This is a genomic window from Acidobacteriota bacterium (assembly GCA_038040445.1).
Lineage (GTDB): Bacteria > Acidobacteriota > Blastocatellia > UBA7656 > UBA7656 > Onstottus_A > Onstottus_A frigus.
In genome coordinates this window covers 123,371-142,645 of the sequence record JBBPIG010000012.1, presented here as the reverse complement: position 1 = coordinate 142,645, position 19,275 = coordinate 123,371, and the positions used below count along the sequence as shown (strand labels likewise).

Genomic DNA, 19,275 nt, shown 5'->3' with positions numbered 1-19,275 from the left:
GATCAGAAGGTAGCAATCGGATTGAGCGGCGATCCAGTGCCGCCGACCACCGCGATCGGCGCGGCCGTCAGCAAGAAATCCCATCGATTGCGTTTTGCGCAGGCTTCGCTCACGGCTTCAAGATCGCAGTTGTCGAAGATATGCACGCCCATCGCTACCAGCACCAGTTGATGAATCGGATGCGACACGCCGTCGATGCCTGAAGGGAGCAAGTCGCTCGCCACATCGCTCCCGATGATCGCAACGTCGCGTTGCCTGATCCATCTTGCGCACGAAGCGTGAAGCCCGGCAGACTTCCCGCTCACATCCCAGGCGCCAACCGCGGCCCGGCGTGCCCATCGTCCAGTGCGGACGAAGATGACATCTCCCGGTGAAACCTTGATCTTCGCCATCTTCTCCCACGCATCCAGGTCTTCGGGATAAATCGGCGTTCCGGGTTCAAGGTACGGCACGCCTTTGAGCTTAGGCAGGTCAATCAGAATCCCACGGGTGAAGACGCCCGGCTTCAGATTCGCGATCGAGAGTTTTGCTGCGCCCTCTTTAGTGACTTCTTCCTGCGAGAATCCGTTATACATTTTGCCCTGCCAGAACATATGACAGAGCGCATCCAAATGCGTGTGTTGGTAGCCGTGAAAAGAGACGCCGATCTTATCCAGGCTGAACTGTCCGCGATTGCCGACGCCGCTCAGCGTCATCGAATGCTCGTAAGGCTGCGCGTTGTCCGGTGCAGTTTCGGTGTTGGTGTCGCGCGCCAGCGAAATTGAAACGCCGTCTTTCACCAGCGCCGCGGCTTGCTTTCGCTTCGCCGGAGTGATCAGGTTCATTGCGCCAAGCTGATCGTCTTTGCCCCAGCGCCCCCAGTTGGAAAGCTCCTTCATCATTGCGTCGACGTCTGCTTTGGTGAGTTTCTTGTCCGAATACGAACCTGCCAAAACCGAGAAGATCATGCCGGACAACATGACGGTGACAAGGCTGAAGACTGTGATAAATCGCATTGCAATCCTCCTCGATTACGCTGACTCCTTTGCGATCTTTGACCAGCGTGAAAATACTCCGCGAAGCCGGTCGAGCCGCTCCTTCGCGTTTGGTGTTTTGCCAACCAGAGTTTCGAGCTGGCGCAGGTAGTCCGGCTGGCCGATCGCCTCCCGCACTTCGGTGATGAACGGCTCGAGCTTCGAGAACACCCCGACGTGCTCTCCGTTGGCATCCAGGAACATCTTCTCGTCTATTCCGCCGTTGTTCACAAAAGACGAGGCCATTTCCCAGTAGGAAGTTATCATTCGATAGTAGGCGCTTCCGTCGTGTCCGCTGCCGAAGATCTTCACAATGTCCTCGGCGCTCTGTGGGTTGAACTCGGTGAAGTACCATTTGCGCGCGCGGCGAATCCCCTCCTCGCGGCGAAGCTCATACAGCTTCAAAATCAACGCAACGTCGTGGTGTTTGTCACTCATGCTGACTCCTTTCGTTTTGTCGTTCTGTTGGTGGTGGTCTTACGCGCGGCGCTTTTCTTGCCGAGCAATCTTAACAGACTGGGAGTTGCGACGGGCTGCAGGCGATCGAGAATACCTGTCCGCGGGTGGCGTCCCTGTGTTGCGGCTTGCTGATCTCGCATATGGCTTCCATACCGCACCTCTTGCAGCGCGATCGTTCGCTTTTTACTACACGAGCGATCTTGCTGTAAACGAGAAAAGGGGCAGCCAACCTTCAACCTTGACAGCCTATGTAGCATTCTATATAACTAGCATCCTACTCAGGACAGTCAAAGGAGGGCTGATGAGTCCGAAAGCGTACCTCTCTCATTCGGCGGCGGCGATCCTGCAAGCGCTGTCTAACGGCTATCAATACGGCTTCGACATTATGGATATCACCGGCTTGCCGAGTGGGACCGTCTACCCGGCGCTGCGCAGGCTCGAGGAAACGAGTCTCATTGATTCCAAATGGGAGAAGGCGGGTATCGCTCAACGTGAAGGACGGCCTCCGCGCAAGTATTACGAATTGACCTCCGACGGAAAAGACGCCTTAGCCGAAGCCACAAAACGCTACCGGATGTTGGAAAATCTCGCGCCTTACCCATCGAAGATCAAGCCCTCTCGTGAACGAGGATGATCAGCGGGGTTTCAGATGTCGCTCTCAAACCGGTCCAGCAAGCGCCACAAACAGCCGCATCTTTGGTTAATCAACGTCATCGGCGTGATCGTTCCGCGAAGACTGCGCGCCGATTGGAAGCAAGAATGGGAGGCCGAGTTAAGACATCGCGAAGAGTTACTGGCTGATTGGAACAAGCTCAACTGGAAAACCAAACTTGATCTGCTGCGGCGCAGTCTTGGCGCGTTTTGGGATGCGCTGCTGTTACAACCGCAGCGATTGGAGGACGAGATGTTTCAAGACCTGCGTTACGGCATACGAATGCTGCTGAAGGACCCCGGCTTCACGTTGATTGCCGTCGTCACACTCGCCCTCGGCATCGGCGCGAACACGACCATTTTTACGATGGTCAATTCCATGTTGCTCAAGCCGCTGCCGTTCAAGAACCCGGAGCGGCTGGTGATGGTCTGGCGCGCGAATGCCGAGCAGACGGCCAAAGACCTCCCCAGCTCGGTGCCGCTTTTCATTGATTGGCAACAGCGGAATCAGGTCTTCGAGCAGATGACGGCTTTTACCAATGGGCGCTTCAATCTTGCTGGTGCGGATGAAGCGGCATTGGTGCGCGGCGCCAATGTCTCGGCTGGCTTTTTCGAGACGCTGGGCGTGCCGCCGCTGTTAGGGCGCGGCTTTCTGCCCGACGAAGACAAACCGGGGGCGGAAGCCGTGGTCGTGCTCAGTCACGCGTTATGGCAGCAGCAATTCGGCGCTGCACCGGGCATCATCGGACAGCAAGTGACCATCAATGCTCGGCCCTGCACTGTGATTGGAGTGATGCCGCCGGGCTTCAATTATCCCGATGAGACCAGGCTTTGGAGGACCTTGACGCTCGACCCGCAGGCCAATCGTCAGGCCTATTTCATAAACGTGCTGGCTCGCCTGAAGCCGGGTTTGTCTCGCGAACAGGCGCACGCCGGGATGGACAGCATGGCGGCAGAGTTGGCGGCGCAATCCGCGCGATCCACGCGGGATCATTTCGATCTGAGGCCGCTCAACGAGCAGTTGACGGGCGCGATTCGCAGACCGTTGTTGGTGTTGTTTGGCGCGGTCGCCTTTGTGTTGCTGATTGCCTGCGCCAACATCGCCAACCTGCTGCTGGCCCGCGCGTCGGGCCGAGAACGGGAGATGGCCGTGCGCGCGGCGTTGGGCGCAAGTCGCGGGCGTTTGCTGCGGCAGTTGTTGACGGAGAGCCTGCTGCTGGCGGCGTTCGGTGGCATAGCGGGATTGCTGTTGGCCGTGTGGAGTCTGAGTTGGTTGAAGGGGCTCAGTGTGCTGAAGCTGGCTCGATTGGATGAGGTCGCGCTCGATGGCCGGGCGCTCGGCTTCACGGCGTTGGCTGTTCTGTTGACGGGCGCAGTGTTCGGTTTGATGCCGGCATTGCAGGTTTCGCTTCAGCAACCGAGTGCGGTTTTGAAAGGCAGCGCGGCATCCAGACCGGACGGCCAACGCTTGCGCGCAGGGCTAATGGTCGTTGAAATCGCGTTGTCGCTGGTGTTGCTGGTGGGCGCGGGACTGCTCATCAAAAGCTTTCTCAAGTTGCAGGCGGTTGATCCGGGCTTCAAGCCGGAAGGCGTGGTGACATTGAATCTCAACCTCCCGGATGCGCGTTACGGGCAACCTGAAAAGCGCACCGCTTTCCTGCAACAAATCACCGAGAAGCTGCAAGCCTTGCCCGGTGTTGAGGCCACAGCTACCGCCGCCTACTCGCCGCTGAGTGACATTTACAACTCGCGCATCTTCATCATCGAAGGCCGTCCCGAAACTCCGCAGGGGTTGTTTGCCGGGCAAATTCCTGTCAGCCCGGATTATTTCCGCACGTTGCAAATCCCGCTGCTCGGCGGCCGGGCTTTCAGCATCCACGACGATGCACAAGCCCCTGGCGTAGTCATCGTCAATCAAAGTTTCGCCAAACGCTTTTTCCCGAACGAAGAGGTCGCCGGCAAACGCATTCACCTCGGCACTCGGAGGCCTCCGGTCTGGTTCGAGATCGTTGGCGTCGCCGGCGATGTCAGACAGTTGAAGTTGGAGAGCGAAGCGCCGCCGCTCGCTTACGTTCCGCACCCGCAAAGCGTCTGGTCGTTTATGAGCCTGTTGGTGCGTCCCAAAGGCGAACCGCAAATGGTGGCTGGCGCGCTCAAGCAAGCAGTTGCGGCGGTGGATAAAGACCTGGGCGTTGCCGGCCTGACCACACTCGACGCCACGCTCGCAGACTCAATTGCAGAACGTCGCGTATTGATGACGTTGCTGGGAGTGTTTGCGGGGCTGGCGTTGTTGCTGGCCGCCATCGGGATTTACGGCGTGATTGCCTACTCGGTTGCGCAACGCACACACGAGTTGGGCATTCGGATGGCGTTGGGCGCCGAGGCGCGAGATGTACTGCGGTTGGTGCAGGGGCAGGGGATGAAGCTGACACTGCTCGGCGTGGCGTTCGGGTTAGTGGCTTCATTCGCACTGACGCGCTTGATGGAGACGCTGCTCTTCGACGTGAGCGCGACTGATCCGTGGACGTTTGTGTTGCTTCCCGTACTGCTGCTGGTGGTGGCGTCGGTGGCCTGTTATTTCCCTGCCCGCCGGGCGACGCAAGTTGATCCGCTGCTGGCGCTGAGGCACGAGTGAAACCAATGGCTGGTTTGACGCAAACAACGCGCTTTCGTTTCTGGCTCTGGCTGATCGCCTTGATCGGCGTGATTGTGCCGCGCCGCTTGCGAGCGGATTGGAAGCAGGAGTGGGAAGCTGAGTTGCGATACCGCGAGTTGCTGCTGGCTGATTGGGACAACCTCAATTGGAAAACAAGATTTGATCTGGTCCGCCGCAGTCTCGGCGCGTTCTGGGATGCGCTGGCGTTGCAACCACAAAGATTGGAGGACGAGGTGTTTCAAGATTTGCGTTACGGCGTGCGAATGCTGCTCAAGCATAAAGGCTTCACGGTGGTCGCCGTGCTTTCCCTGGCGCTGGGCATAGGGGCGAACACCGCATTATTCAGTGTGGTGGACGCTGTGTTGCTGAGGACCTTGCCGGTCGCTGAGCCGGAGCGGTTGGTGCTCTTTGAATGGCAAGCCGGACTCTCGTTCAGAGTGAATGGAATGAGCGGCACGTCGTTCGTGCCCGGGCCGCCGAACACAAAAGGACTTTCGCTGTTTCGCCACGAGGTCTTTGAAAAGATGCGCCAGGCGCGCGCCGTTGCGCCGGAAAGCCCGCTCAGCGATTTCTTTGCCTTCGCTCCGATCCACGAAGTGACTGCGGTGGTGGGGGAGCAGGCGGAGATTGTCAAAGGGGAAGCCGTGTCCGGCGGCTATTACGCCGGGCTGCGAATGCAACCAACTCTGGGGCGCGGAATCACTGACGAAGATGATTGGCAAGGCGCAGCGCCAGTGGTCGTGCTCAGCCATCAGTTTTGGCAAGAGCGGTTTGGCGCGAATCCCTCCGTCATCGGCCAACAGCTCAACCTCAACAAGCTGTCGTTCACCATCATCGGCGTGACGCCGGCCGCTTTCACCGGCACGTCGCAAGTGGATTATCACCCCGCCGTCACCGTCCCGGTTGCCTGCGAGCCACTGCTGTTGGGCGAACAAAGCAGATTGGGCACGGCGAAAGAACCAGGCGTCTGGTGGCTGAACTTGATGGGGCGGCTAAAACCGGGCGCAACCTACGAACAGGCGCGCGACAGCTTGAACGCTACTTTTCAAGCCGCCGCGTTGGAGGTCAGGCCGCCGCCGCGCAAGGCGAATGAACCGGCGCAACTCGAGCAGAAAGATTACCCGCGCCTGATTGCGGAATCCGGGAGCCGTGGGATGCTGGACCGCCGCAGACTGTATTCAACCACGATCTACGGTTTGTTCATCGTTGTGGCGCTTGTGCTGCTGATTGCGTGCGCCAACGTTGCAAACCTGTTGATGGCACGGGCGGCCTTGCGCGGCCCGGAAATCAGCGTGCGGCTCGCGGTCGGCGCGGGGCGCTGGCGCCTGGTGCGACAACTGCTGACTGAAAGTGTGCTGCTCGCTGCGTTGGGAGGCGCGGTTGGCGTGCTCTTCGCTTTCTGGGGTAAGAGCGCGCTCCTGACACTGACCGACAAAGACACGAGATTCTTGCCCAGCGGCGTGGACGTTAATTTGAATTGGCGGGTGCTCGTGTTCACGCTTGGCGTCTCGCTCTTCACGGGTGCGCTGTTCGGATTGGCGCCCGCGTGGCGTGCGACCAGCCTCGATTTGGCGACCGCGCTCAAACAGAGCCGACGCACGACAGGCGCGGTGTCGCGGCTGAGCAAGGGGCTGATCGTCGCGCAGGTCGGACTCTCGTTGCTGTTATTGGTCGGCGCCGGTTTGTTCATCCGCACGCTCTCCAATCTGCAACGAGTCAACCTGGGCTTCAATCAGGAAAACCTCCTGGTCTTCGCGTTGCAGCCGGAGCAGGGTGGATACAAAGCCGAGCGGTTGATGCAGTTCTACCAGCAACTCTTTGAGCGGCTGGATAACCTGCCTGGCGTGCAGGCTGCAACATTCGGAAGGATCGCGCTCATCGCCAATGAAAATTGGTACGAGGACATCCTGCTGCCCGGGGGGAATGAAAAGACTGCCGTGGAACACGACACCAACCGGCAGATGATCCGCGAGAACTATTTTGCGACGATGGAAATTCCGTTCCTGCGTGGGCGGTGCTTCACGGCGCATGATGACCAGCGCGCGCCCCGAGTCGCCATCGTAAGTCAAACCTTCGAACGCAAGTTCTTCCCGAATGAAGACGTGCTTGGCAAACACGTCACGTTCCCCGGTAGCAACCGCAAACACGAAGTCGAGATCATCGGCGTGGTCGCTGACACCAAATACAGGAGCCAGCGCGAAGAGATCAAGCCGCTGATCTACACTCCGTGGCAGCAGGAAGGCGACGTTCTCGGCGAGATGCATTTCGCCCTGCGCACGGCGGCCGAACCAACCGCGCTCGCCGCTACCGTGCGTCAAGTCGTGCGCGAACTCGACGGCGACTTGCCGGTCACAGAGATCAACTCGCAAACAGCGCGCTCGCAGGCCACGTTGGGACAGGAACGCTTGTACGCCTTGCTGCTTAGCTTTTTCGGCGGGCTGGCACTACTGCTCGCGGGCATCGGACTGTCAGGCGTGTTGGCCTACTCGGTCGCACAACGCACAAACGAGATCGGCATACGGATGGCGCTGGGCGCGCAAGCCCGCGACGTCTTGCGGCTAGTGGTCTGGCAAGGAATGAAACTGGTGCTGCTCGGACTGGGTGTCGGCGCGTTGACCGGATATGCCCTGAAGCGACTTCTGGCGAGCGAGTATTTCGCCGCGGAGGCGTGGCAGCGCCAGGTGGCGGACCAGCTTTACGGCGTGAAGGGGACTGACCCTTTGACCTTCGCCGTCATCGCGTCATTGCTGACATTGGTAGCTTTGCTAGCTTGTTGGCTGCCCGCGCGCAAAGCGGCGCAGGTAGATCCGCTAGAGGCGCTGCGGCAGGAATAACCGTGGGGAACGTGAAACCACATCTGAGGCTGATCCAATTCATCGGCGTGATTGTCCCGCGCCGTTTGCGCGCCGATTGGCGACAGGAGTGGGAAGCGGAGCTGCGATACCGCGAGTTGCTCCTGGTGGATTGGGACAAGCTCAATTGGAAAACAAGAACTGATTTGCTGCGCCGCAGTCTCGGAGCGTTTTGGGATGCGCTGCTTCTGCAACCGCGAAGATTGGAAGATTGGAGGATGAGATGTTTCAAGATGTGCGTTATGGCATGCGCATGTTGCGAACAAAGCCTGGCGTCGCGTTGATTGCGATCATAACGCTCAGCTTAGGCATCGGCGCGACGACGGCGATCTTCAGCGTCGTGGACGCAGTGTTGTTGCGGCCGCTTCCCTTTCCCGAAGCGGAGCGTCTGGTTTACTTGCGCGAGGTCAATGCGTCGGGCGGCGCGATGGGAGTCTCGGAACCAGACTTCGCGGATCTCGAGGCGCGAAGCCAGAGCTTTGTGGCGTTGGGGCACGTCGGCGGCGGCAACCTCGTAGTCACAGGCGGCAGCGAGGCCGTGCGGACGCGGGTCTCTTATGCCTCGCGGCGGATTTTTGAAGTCCTCGGTGTGGAACCCATCGCGGGCCGCACCTTTCTGCTTGAAGAGACGCAGTACCCCGGGCCAGCAGCCGTGCTGGTCAGCTTTGGTTTCTGGCAGCGGCTGCTCGGCGGGCGAGCCGATTTCAGCGACGTGCGGCTGAATGTAGACGGTGTCAGTTGCACCGTCGTAGGCGTCATGCCGGCGAGCTTCAACTTCCCGCCGGAGACTGAAGTTTGGGTCACGAGAAGCATCGAGCCGCCGAACACTTCACGCGCGGCGCACAGCTTGGGGACGATTGGACGGCTGCGTCCTGGCGTCCGGATCGAGGAGGCGCGCGCGGAGTTGAGCGCAATCGCCAAGCAGTTGCTACAGACGCACGGCACGGCGATGGACGCCGTGGATTTCACGCTTATCCCGGCGCAACAGTATCTGACTCGAAATTCACGCGAGAACCTGTGGCTCTTCGCTGGCGCGGTAGCGATGCTGCTGCTGGTGGCGTGCGCCAATGTCTCCAATCTTCTGCTCGCGCGATACATCACGCGGCAGCGCGAATTCACGGTGAGAGCGGCGTTGGGCGCTGGGCGATGGCGGCTGGCGCGGCAACTTGTGATCGAAAATCTGGAAATGACGCTGCTCGCGGCGGCGCTGGGCACGCTGCTGGCGCGGGCTGGCGTGGCGCTGCTGCTCCAACTCGATCAGAGAAATCTGCCGCGTGTCAACGTAATTGCGGTGGATGGGCGCGTTCTGCTATTCGCCTGCGGATTGGCCGTGTTGATTGCCGTCGCGCTGGGCTTGCTGCCCGCGTTGCGATTTGCCAGACAGAATTTGCAGAAGGGATTAAATGAAGCCGGGCGCGGGCAATCTGCGGGCGGGCGAATGCGCGGCGCGTTGGTCGCATTACAGATCTCTCTGACGCTGGTACTGCTCACGGGCGCGGGCTTGTTGGGACGCAGCTTCTTGCGGTTGTGGCAAATTGATCCTGGCTTCAAGACCGGGAGCGCGGTGGTGATGAGGCTGGCGTTGCCTTCGACGATCACGCCGGAGGAAGACGAGCAGTTGCGGCGATTCTATGTGCAACTGCTGGATCGGCTCGGACAATTGCCGGGCGTCACGGCCGTCGGCGGCATCGCCTCCTTGCCGCTGACTGGCCCCGGGGCGACCGGCACGTTTCTGATTGATAACGATCCGTCGCGGCGGGGTCAGGCGGGGTACGCACCAGCCAGCACCGGCTACTTTGCGGCGATGGGCATTCCGCTCTTGCGGGGACGACTGTTTGACCGCGGCGACACGGTTAATTCGCCACACGTCGCAGTCATCAGCCAATCGTTAGCGCAGCGGTACTGGCCGCATGAAGACCCGCTCGGCCAGCGCATTCAGTTTGGCAATATGGACACCGATAAACGCCTGCTCCACGTCGTCGGCGTGGTCGGTGATGTGCGCCATGCTTTGGACGCCGAGGCTGGCCCGATGGTTTATGCCTATTCATTGCAGCGTCCGCAATGGTGGCAGGTCTCCAGCCTTTCCATCATCGTGCGCGCATCGAATGATCCACCGGCGCTGATTTTGGCGATGCGCGCCGCCGTTGCGGCGCTGCGTCCCGATGTCCCGCTCAGCTTCCGCACTCTCGACCAGGTTTTCTCATCCTCGCTCGATCAGCGCCGGTTCATCCTGGCGATCTTTGGCGTCTTCGCTGCTGTCGCCCTACTGATCGCCGCCATCGGCATCTACGGCGTGATGGCCTACACGGTCACGCAGCGCACCCACGAGATCGGCATTCGGTTGGCGTTGGGGGCGCAGGCGGGTGACGTGCTGAAGCTGTTCATCGGGCACGGAATCAAGCTGGCGCTTATCGGGATCGTACTAGGCTTGGCCGGAGCGTGGGCGCTGACGCGGCTAATGACGACGCTCTTGTTTAGCGTGAGTGCGACCGACCCGCTGACGTTCATCGTGATCACGCTGTTGTTGACAGGCGTGACGTTGCTGGCCTGCTACCTGCCCGCGCGCAAAGCGACGAGGGTGGATCCAATGATCGCGCTGCGCGACGAGTGAAGGCCATCCGTTTTCTCGGCATGGGCTCTGTTGTCGAGGGCGAGGAGCGAAGACTGATGGATAAAAGGCAGGAGGCTTTGAACAAATGTCTAAGCGGCACTCTTTTTTCAAACCACACATCCGGCTGATCGCATTGATTGGCGTGATCGTGCCGCGCCGATTGCGAGCGGATTGGCGTCAGGAGTGGGAAGCTGAGTTGAGATATCGCGAGTTGCTACTAGCGGATTGGGACAAGCTCAATTGGAAAACGAAGTTTGATTTGCTCCGCCGCAGTCTCGGCGCGTTCTGGGATGCGCTGCTGCTACAACCTAGAAGATTGGAGGACGATATGTTTCAAGATTTGCGTTATGGCGTGCGCATGTTATGGAAGCAACCCAGCTTCACTTTGATCGCTGTTTTTACGCTCGCGCTTGGCATTGGCGCTTGTACGGCGATTTTTAGCGTGGTAGATGCTGTGCTGCTGCGGCAGTTGCCGTATCCGCAACCGGAACGCATTGTCAGCCTCAGAGAGGTAGATGCGCAGAGCCGACAAATGACGTTTGCCGACCGGAATTTTCAGGACGTGCGAGCGCGCAATCACACGTTGGCGGCGGTCGCAGAATATAGGACGCAAGAAATCACTGTGCTCGGCGGCAGCGAACCTGTCCGCGCTCAAGTGTCGTTCGTCTCGCGCGGATTCTTCCAGGTGCTGGGCATCCAGCCTGCCATCGGGCGCAGCTTTTTGCCGGAAGAAACCAAAGTCGGCGGAAATCCAGTCGCGGTGGTGAGCGCTGGATATTGGGAGAAATTGCTGGGCAGTCGCAGTGATCTGGCCGCTACTCCGCTGCGGATTGACAACACCAACTACACCGTCGTGGGAGTGATGCCGCACGGGTTCAACTTTCCTCAAAATGCCGAAATCTGGTTGCCAATAGAATTAGACGAGCCGACGCCGTCGCGTACTTCGCACGGACGGCGCGTGATTGCACGTCTGGGAGAAAGCGTCACACTGGCGCAAGCTCGCTCTGAACTCAGCACCATCGGCAAACAGCTCAAGCAAGAAAACGGCAAGGACATTGATCTGGTTGACCTCGCCGCCACGCCGTTGCAAGAAGCGATGGTCGGCTCGTCCAGTCAGACGCTGCTCGTCACTATGGCGGCGGTTGCATTGCTGTTGTCGATTGCCTGCGCCAATGTCGCTAATTTGTTGCTGTTGCAAATCACAGCGCGCCAGCACGAATTCGATGTCCGCGCGGCATTGGGCGCAACACGCTGGCGGCTGGCGCGGCAATTCGTGACGGAGAGTTTGTTACTGGCCGCGCTGGCCGGCGGTCTGGGTGTCTCGCTTTCGATCTGGGGCGTGAAGGTGTTGCTCAGCTTGAATCAAAACAACCTGCCACGCGCCGAAGAAATCGGCGTTGATGCGCGTGCCCTGACCTTCACCTTTGCGCTCTCCACGCTCGTCGCCGTCGTGCTGGGGCTGGTGCCGTTGTTGCGGTTTGGCAGGCAGGATTTGCAGTCCAGTCTGAAAGAAGCCGGGCGCGGACATATCGCCCATGCGGCCAGTCATCGTTTGCGCGGCTTATTGGTCGTGACGCAAGTCGCGTTGACCTCGGTGCTGTTAGTGGGCGCGGGGTTATTAGGCAAAAGCTTCGTCAAACTGCTGAGCATTGATCCTGGCTTTCGGACGGAGAACGCTGTCGCGATGGAAATTTCGGTGCCTGTACAAAGCGGCAACAACGAAGCGCAAACACGCGCCTACTTCTATCAGCAATTGGTGGAACGCGTGAAAGCCTTGCCCGGTGTCGCTGCGGCCGGTGGCATCAACGGCTTGCCAATGACCGACGGCGGCGCCGACGGCCAATTTTTGATTGAGAACGATCCGGCCTCAACAGGCTACGCGGAGCTGCGCATTGCGACTCCGAGTTACTTCAATGTGATGGGGATTCAATTATTGCGCGGGCGATTGCTGGCCGAAAGCGATGGCCCTGACACGCAGCACGTGGCGGTAATCAGCGAGAACTTAGCGCGTCAGTATTGGCCGCATGAAGAGCCACTGGGCAAACACCTTCAATACAGCAATATGGACGGCGACAAACGGTTGCTGGAAATCGTCGGTGTGGTAAGCGACGTGCGCGAGTTCGGACTCGATGCGAACGCGCGGCCCACGGTTTATGCGCATTATCTGCAACGCCCACGTCAAGCCTGGAGCTTTACGATTGTGGCGCGCACCCAAGGCGACGCCACTGCGCTCATTCCCGTCTTGCGATCTACTTTGTACTCGCTCAATCGCGATGTGCCTACGAAATTCCGCACGCTGGCACAAGTCTTTTCTTCATCGCTCGACCAACGTCGCTTCAGCCTGGTGTTGTTCGGTGTGTTTGCAGTGGTGGCCGTGCTGTTGGCCGCGCTCGGCATTTACGGCGTGACTTCGTATGGCGTGACGCAGCGCACGCCGGAATTGGGCTTGCGTCTGGCGCTCGGCGCGCAAAGACGCGATGTCTTGCGACTGGTCATTGGACAGGGGATGAAAGCTGTGCTGGCCGGCGTAGGCATTGGGCTGGCCGGGGCTTTGGCCGTCACGCGGCTGATCGCTCATTTACTGTTTGAAATCAGTGCGACCGATCCGTTGACGTTTGCGGCGATTGCCAGCGTTCTGCTCTTGATCGCGTTGCTTGCCTGTTATGTTCCGGCGTGGCGGGCAACCAAGGTAGATCCGATGGTCGCGCTCCGGCATGAATAGTAGGCAGTAGGTAGTAGACAGTAAGCAGTAAAGAACGCTCTCTTCACTGCCTACTGCCTACTGAACGAAACTGATGACTGACGCGACACGCACAACTCGGTTTCGTTTCTGGCTCTGGCTGATCCGTATGATCGGCGTGATCGTGCCGCGCCGGTTGCGAGCAGACTGGCGACAAGAGTGGGAGGCCGAGCTGTGCTATCGCGAAACTCTGTTGGCCGAATGGGACAGGCTCGATTGGCGCACCATGCTTGATTTGCTGCGCCGCAGTCTCGGCGCGTTCTGGGATGCGCTGGCGTTACAACCACAAAGATTGGAGGACGAGATGTTTCAAGACCTGCGTTACGGCGTTCGACTGTTGCTCAAGAGCAAAAGCTTCACCGTTGTGGCCGTCTTCTCACTCGCGCTCGGCATTGGCGCGAACACGGCAATCTTCAGCTTGATTGATGCGCTGCTGCTCAAACCGCTGCCGGTCAAAGACCCGCAACAACTCGTTGTCTTTTCAGTTGTCAGGCAGGGCGGAAACGATGTGACCTTCAGCTATCCGCTGTTCGAGCGATTCAATCAGGCAAATCATTCCTTTGCTGGGATCGTCGCCTCCAACGGTGGGGATAAGATGCGAATGAGCGTAGCTGAACCGGGTGCGGGCGGCCAGCTTGAGTCGGTGCAGGCGGAGCAGGTGTCGGGCAATTATTTTTCCGTGCTCGGCGTGAATGCCGTCACGGGGCGAACGTTGACCGAAGAAGACGATCGGGCGTCCGACCCACAGCCGGTCGCAGTCATCAGCTATGACTTCTGGCAGCGCCGGTTCGGGTTAGACCCAGGCGTGGTGGGCCGCAAAATCATCCTCGAGGATTTCCCTTTCACCGTCATCGGTGTCGCGCCGCCGGGCTTCTCAGGCTTTGAAGTTGGCGGCAAGCCTGATCTCTGGTGGTCGCTTCGGATGACTCCCCAGGTCTACTCCGGTAGGAAGTGGCCGTCGTGGCTGCTCGTGATGGGGCGGCTGCGGCCAGGGGTGAGCGTGGAACAAGCGCGGGCGGAGTTGGATGCGATCCACCGTCAGCGACTCAACGAGATTCCTTCCGAACGTCTTTCCCAACTGACTCCGACCGAGCGGAGCAATTATTTCGCAAGCAGAATCGAATTGGAGCCGGGCGGCGCGGGCTGGACCCCTCTGCGCAAGCCGTTCAGGCAGCCACTGCTCATCCTGATGATGGTCGTCTCCCTGGTGCTCGTGATTGCCTGCGCGAACGTGGCGAACCTGCTGCTCTCTCGCGCAGCGGCGCGGCAGAAAGAGATCGCTGTGCGGCTCGCGCTCGGCGCAGGGCGCTTCAGATTGATTCGGCAACTGCTCACCGAAAGCCTGGTGCTGGCGCTCACTGGTGGCGCGCTGGGTTTGCTCTTCGCTTACCAGGGGACTCAGCTTTTGCTCACTTACCTGCCGCAGGAACGCCCGGTTTTTCTCAATGTCAGCCCCGATGCCCGCGTGCTCGGCTTCACGTTGGCCGTTTCGGTGCTAACCGGAATTCTGTTCGGACTCGCGCCCGCACTGCGGGCGACACGACTCGACCTGACGGCCTCATTGAAAGAGAAAGCCGGCAGCGGCAGTTCAGGCCGCTCCCGACTGGCGCTCAATAAAGTTCTGATCGTCGCGCAGGTTGGGCTATCGCTCTTCCTGCTGATCGGCGCGGGGCTGTTTGTGCGTAGCCTGCAAAAGCTGAAGAGTCTGGACGCCGGCTTTGACCGGGAGAATGTCGTGGTCTTCGAGGTTGAGCCCGGCCACGGTTTTAGTGTGGCGCAGCAGACGAGCCTGTACGAACAGTTGCTGGCGCGGCTGGAAGTGCTGCCGGGAGTGCGTGCAGCCAGTGTGTCGGGTTACCAGCCGCTCAACCGCATGACGACCGCCAGCAACAGTGTCACTGTGCCAGGCCACACTCCGCCAGCAGGCGAAGACACCTCCTGCCAGTTGCTCTGGGTGGGGCCGAAGTTCTTCGAGACGATGATCATGCCCCTCCTCCAGGGACGTGATTTTGGCCCGCAGGAGGAACAGCCGTTTGAGGCGAAGCCCAGCCAACGAGCTGGCGGGCAGGCGGTTCAGAATGCGACCCCCTACGGTGAAGCTGCGCCGCTATCGGCAGTGATCAATCAGACGATGGCGCACTATTTCTTCGGCGATGAAAACCCGCTGGGGAAGCACTTCTACTTCATGGTTGGATCGCTGAAAGCCCGTCCCTTCCAAGTCATCGGCGTCGTCAAAGACGCGAAATACAAGAGCTTGCGCGAAACTTCGCGGCGAGCTTTCTATCTGTCGTACTTCCAGGATCCCGGCGCTGGCGCGCTGACTTTTCTGCTGCGCACCACCGGGAATCCCACCGGTTTCGGCAGCGCGATCGAGCGCACGGTGCGCGAGCTCAATCCCAGATTACGAATGGCCGGGCTGAAAACGATGGACGATGTAGTGAATGAATCGCTCGCGCAGGAACGCTTCGTCGCGCAACTCGCCAGTTTCTTCAGCCTGTTCGCGTTGCTGCTCGCTTGCGTCGGGCTGTACGGGATTATGTCTTACGCCGTGACGAGACGCACGAACGAAATCGGCATCCGCATGGCGCTCGGCGCGCGCAGTGCGGATGTCGTCAGGCTGGTGATGAAGGAGACCATGCTGCTGGTAGCGGCCGGTGTGGCCATCGGACTCGGTGCCGCGCTGGCCGCCACTCGGCTGATTGCAAGCCTGCTGTACGGGCTGACGCCGAATGATCCGGTGACGATGGCGGTGGCAGCGTTGCTCATGATCGCCGTGACTGCTTTGGCCAGCTATCTGCCTGCCCGGAGAGCGTCGCGCGTGGATCCGATGACAGCGCTGCGCTACGACTGATGGGACAAAGCTGATGGCCGAGCGCAACAAGCAATGTTGTTCAAAAGCGCACCTGTGGCTGATCAACTTCATTGGCCTGATCGTGCCGCGCCGATTGCGAGTAGATTGGCGGCAGGAGTGGGAAGCCGAGCTGCGATACCGCGAGTTGCTGCTGGCTGATTGGGACCGCCTCGACTGGCGCACTAAGGTCGATCTGCTCCGGCGCTCTCTGGGTGCCTTCCGGGATGCGCTCTGGCTGCAATCGTATCGATGGGAGGATGAGATGATTCAAGACCTGCGCTATGGCTTGCGAATGTTGATGAAGAGCCCCGGCTTCACGTTCGTTGCCGTGCTCACACTCGCGCTGGGCATCGGAGTGAACACCGCGATCTTCAGCATCGTCGATGCGGTGCTGCTGCGCCCGCTGCCTTACCCCGATTCCGAACGGCTGGTGTTTGTCAATGAGCGCACCCCGCAGGCGGAGAAAGTCTTCGTCGCCTGGCCGAACTACCTCGACTGGCGCGCGCAGAATCACGTCTTTGAGCACATTGGCGTCTACAACCGCGACAGCTACAACCTGACCGGCGACGGAGAGCCGGAACGGCTGCTGACCGGGCAGGTTTCGGCTGATATGTTTGCGGCCTTGGGAGTGAACGCCGCGTTGGGGCGCGTCTTCAACAACGATGAAGACCAGAAGAGCGGCGCGCCGGTGGTCGTGCTGAGTCACGGTTTGTGGCAACGACGGTTCGGTACCGATCCAAACATCCTCGATCGGGCGATCACGCTCAATGATCGAAGCTATACGGTGATTGGGGTGATGCCCCCAGGGTTTCAATTTCCGGCCCGCGTCGAGTTGTGGGTTCCTGCCGGACAATTGAGCCGTGATTGGCAACACCGCGCCAATCATCCGGGTTTGTATGGCGTCGCGCGACTCAAGCCGGGCGTGACGATCTCACAGGCGCGAGCCGACACCGAGGCCATCGCCCTCGGTTTGGAACAACAATACCCCGACACCAATCGCGACCATCGCGTGATGCTCACGCCGCTGCTGGAAAACATCGTTGGCGATGTAGGCTGGGCGTTGTGGGTGTTGCTCGGCGCGGCGAGCTTGGTGCTCGCGATAGCCTGCGCGAATGTCGCAAGCCTGCTGCTCGTACGAGCCGCGGCGAGAAAACGCGAAATGGCGATTCGCGCGGCGTTGGGCGCAAGCCGCGCGAGGCTTGCCCGGCAATTGCTCACTGAGAGCGTGATGCTTGCTCTGCTCGGCGGCGGCGCCGGATTGTTGCTTGCACAGTGGAGCGTGAAGCTGCTCGTCGCAGGCGGTGGCATTGTCCTTCCGCGCGCAAGCGAAATCGGTCTCGATGGCCGCGTGCTCGTGTTCGCCGTGGCGGCGTCACTTCTGACCGGCGTCTTGTTTGGTCTGGCTCCGGCCTGGCAAACCGGCAAAGCGTCGCTTCAGCGGACCCTCAAGGAGGCAGGGCGCAGCCTGAGCGCCGGGAAGCAAAGGGTGCGCAGCGTTTTGATCGTCGCTGAGATGGCAATGGCGCTTGTGCTGCTTGTGGGAGCGGGGCTGCTGCTGCGCAGCTTCTACCAACTCAACAAAGTCGATCCGGGCTTCGACTACGATCATCTGCTGTCGTTCAGTCTTTCGCTGCCGCAGAGAAAATATGCAAAGCTCGAACAGCGAATCGACTTCTTTAGCAATTTGACCGAGAACCTGAGCGCGCTGCCCGGCGCGCAATCGGTCGGCCTCGCTTCGGGGTTGCCATTCGGCAGCAGTAGTTGGCGGAATTCGTTTGTCGTCGAAGGCCGGCCGATTTCCCCGCCGAGCGAACTACCGTTGCTGGAAGCCTGTTTGGTTAGCCCCGATTACTTCCGCACGATGGGAATTCCATTGCGCGCCGGTCGCTACTTCACCGGGCAGGACAACCGGCAGCACCTCGCGGGCCGCGACCTGAGCGGGCTCAATGAAGGGGCGCAGGGGGTGGTCGGGTTGAACGCAATCGTCATTGACGAAGAGTTCGCGCGGCGCTACTGGCCGAATGAAGACGCGGTTGGCAAGCGCATCCGGTTCGGAAGTGTAGATCCTGGCTCCCCATTGCTGTCGGTCGTCGGTGTCGTCGGCCACGTGAAGATGGATAAGCTGAGCGCTGAATCGAATCGAGTCCAGGGCTACTTCTCCTATTTGCAGTTTCCGTTCTCCAACATGGCGGTGGTCATCAAGTCACAGCTCGAGCCGGCGCAGATGATCGCCGCTGCCCGGCAGCAAGTACAGGCCCTCGATTCAAGCCAGCCGATTTACAACCTGCGCACATTGGAACAGATTCGCGCCGACTCCATCGCGCCTGAGCGGTTGAATCTGATGCTGCTCGGCTTGTTTGCCGCACTGGCGCTGATCCTGGCTGCCGTAGGCATTTATGGCGTGGTGTCATATGCGGCCGCACAACGCACCCATGAGATCGGCATCCGGCTGGCGTTGGGTGCGCCGACGGGCGAGGTCTTGAAAATGGTGGTTGGGCAAGGAATGAAGTTGGCGATGATTGGTTCGGCAATTGGGGTGGTGGCGTCGTTGGCATTGACGCGGACGCTAAAGAGCTTGCTGTTCGGCGTCAGCACGACCGATCCGCTTACCCTGGGGGCGATTGTTCTTTTGCTGACCGGCGTCGCGCTGTTGGCCTGCTACCTGCCGGCGCGGCGGGCCACCAAAGTCGATCCGCTGGTTGCGTTGCGGCACGAATAATTTTGGGGTTCCGAGTTCAGAGTTCCGGGTTCGGAGTTGATGGCTCGACGCTGGCGCTGCAATCAAATGAAACCGATGGCCGATTCCACTCAGACACGTGGTTTCATTTCGCAGTACAGTTCGATCGCTTCCGCGCGCAAACGCCGCCGTAAAAGTGGCGGGATCGAACTCACGCAGGGACTCCCTCAACATGGGTCCCTCTCTTTCTTTGGGCGAGCAGGAATTGGGCTTTGGCTTTGTTCTGTGAAAAGCGCAGGTATTCCTGCTGCAGGGCATCCCATTCAGCCTGCTCGCGGGCGTTGAGGCGACCGGCATTTGCCTGGCGCAGGAGCGTCGAATAGCGCCGTTGCTGCTTCGCGGGAAGAAAGGCATTCGCGATGGCCAGCAGCGCTTCGTCGTCGAGCAAAGACCAGCGCGCGAGATCAGCGGCGAGTTCCGGCGGCAGGCGGTCAGGCAACGGCGGCAGTCTGGTTTCCAGCGTCGAGACGATCAATTCCGAAACGCCACAACCGGTCTGGTGTGCGGTCTGTTCGACTCGTTGGTAGAGTCGCTGGGACAATTGGATCTTCACGGCTCTGGTCGCGGCTTTTCGTGCACTGGGTGCTCTGCGTTTCATACTCGCGATTCTAGCGGCTCTTCACGGGAGCGTCAAAATAGTTGCCGGATAGTTGCCCGTCAGGGGCTGATTGACCCGATTCTGAAGCTCAGTTCGAAAACCTCGTC

At 59.9% G+C, this 19,275-nt stretch carries 10 protein-coding genes; 7 read left to right on the top strand and 3 right to left on the bottom strand.

The window, feature by feature from the left end; all coding sequences use genetic code 11:
* Positions 1-2: 2 nt before the first annotated feature.
* Positions 3-995, bottom strand: coding sequence for a cyclase family protein (locus tag AABO57_14825; protein ID MEK6287010.1), 993 nt, complete (start codon positions 993-995; stop codon positions 3-5).
* A 15-nt stretch (positions 996-1,010) separates the two neighbouring features.
* Positions 1,011-1,451: a hypothetical protein gene (locus AABO57_14820; protein MEK6287009.1), complete on the bottom strand. Its 441-nt coding sequence runs from the start codon at positions 1,449-1,451 to the stop codon at positions 1,011-1,013.
* Positions 1,452-1,773: 322 nt separating this feature from the next.
* Between AABO57_14820 and AABO57_14815 the strand changes: the two genes are divergently transcribed.
* The 7 genes from AABO57_14815 to AABO57_14785 all read left to right on the top strand — a co-directional run bounded on the left by AABO57_14815 (position 1,774) and on the right by AABO57_14785 (position 18,552).
* Entirely contained in the window at positions 1,774-2,106 is a 333-nt protein-coding gene (locus AABO57_14815; GenBank protein MEK6287008.1) for a PadR family transcriptional regulator, read from the top strand.
* Between the two features lie 15 nt (positions 2,107-2,121).
* The gene (locus tag AABO57_14810; GenBank protein ID MEK6287007.1) at positions 2,122-4,758 is read left to right on the top strand and encodes an ABC transporter permease; all 2,637 of its coding nucleotides are present in this window, start codon (positions 2,122-2,124) and stop codon (positions 4,756-4,758) included.
* A gap of 5 nt (positions 4,759-4,763) precedes the next feature.
* Positions 4,764-7,613, top strand: coding sequence for an ABC transporter permease (locus tag AABO57_14805; GenBank protein MEK6287006.1), 2,850 nt, complete (start codon positions 4,764-4,766; stop codon positions 7,611-7,613).
* Positions 7,614-7,854: 241 nt separating this feature from the next.
* Positions 7,855-10,242: an ABC transporter permease gene (locus AABO57_14800; GenBank protein MEK6287005.1), complete on the top strand. Its 2,388-nt coding sequence runs from the start codon at positions 7,855-7,857 to the stop codon at positions 10,240-10,242.
* Between the two features lie 142 nt (positions 10,243-10,384).
* On the top strand, positions 10,385-12,964 hold the full coding sequence (locus AABO57_14795) for an ABC transporter permease (GenBank protein MEK6287004.1): 2,580 nt from the start codon (positions 10,385-10,387) through the stop codon (positions 12,962-12,964).
* 73 nt (positions 12,965-13,037) lie between these two features.
* Positions 13,038-15,833 carry an ABC transporter permease gene (locus AABO57_14790; protein ID MEK6287003.1) on the top strand — a complete coding sequence of 932 codons (2,796 nt, stop codon included), beginning with the start codon at positions 13,038-13,040 and terminating at the stop codon, positions 15,831-15,833.
* 13 nt (positions 15,834-15,846) lie between these two features.
* Positions 15,847-18,552 (top strand): ABC transporter permease, encoded by a 2,706-nt coding sequence (locus tag AABO57_14785; protein ID MEK6287002.1) that lies wholly within the window; start codon positions 15,847-15,849, stop codon positions 18,550-18,552.
* Between the two features lie 169 nt (positions 18,553-18,721).
* Here AABO57_14785 and AABO57_14780 read toward each other — a convergent pair whose 3' ends face one another.
* The gene (locus AABO57_14780; protein MEK6287001.1) at positions 18,722-19,168 is read right to left on the bottom strand and encodes a hypothetical protein; all 447 of its coding nucleotides are present in this window, start codon (positions 19,166-19,168) and stop codon (positions 18,722-18,724) included.
* Positions 19,169-19,275: the final 107 nt, after the last annotated feature.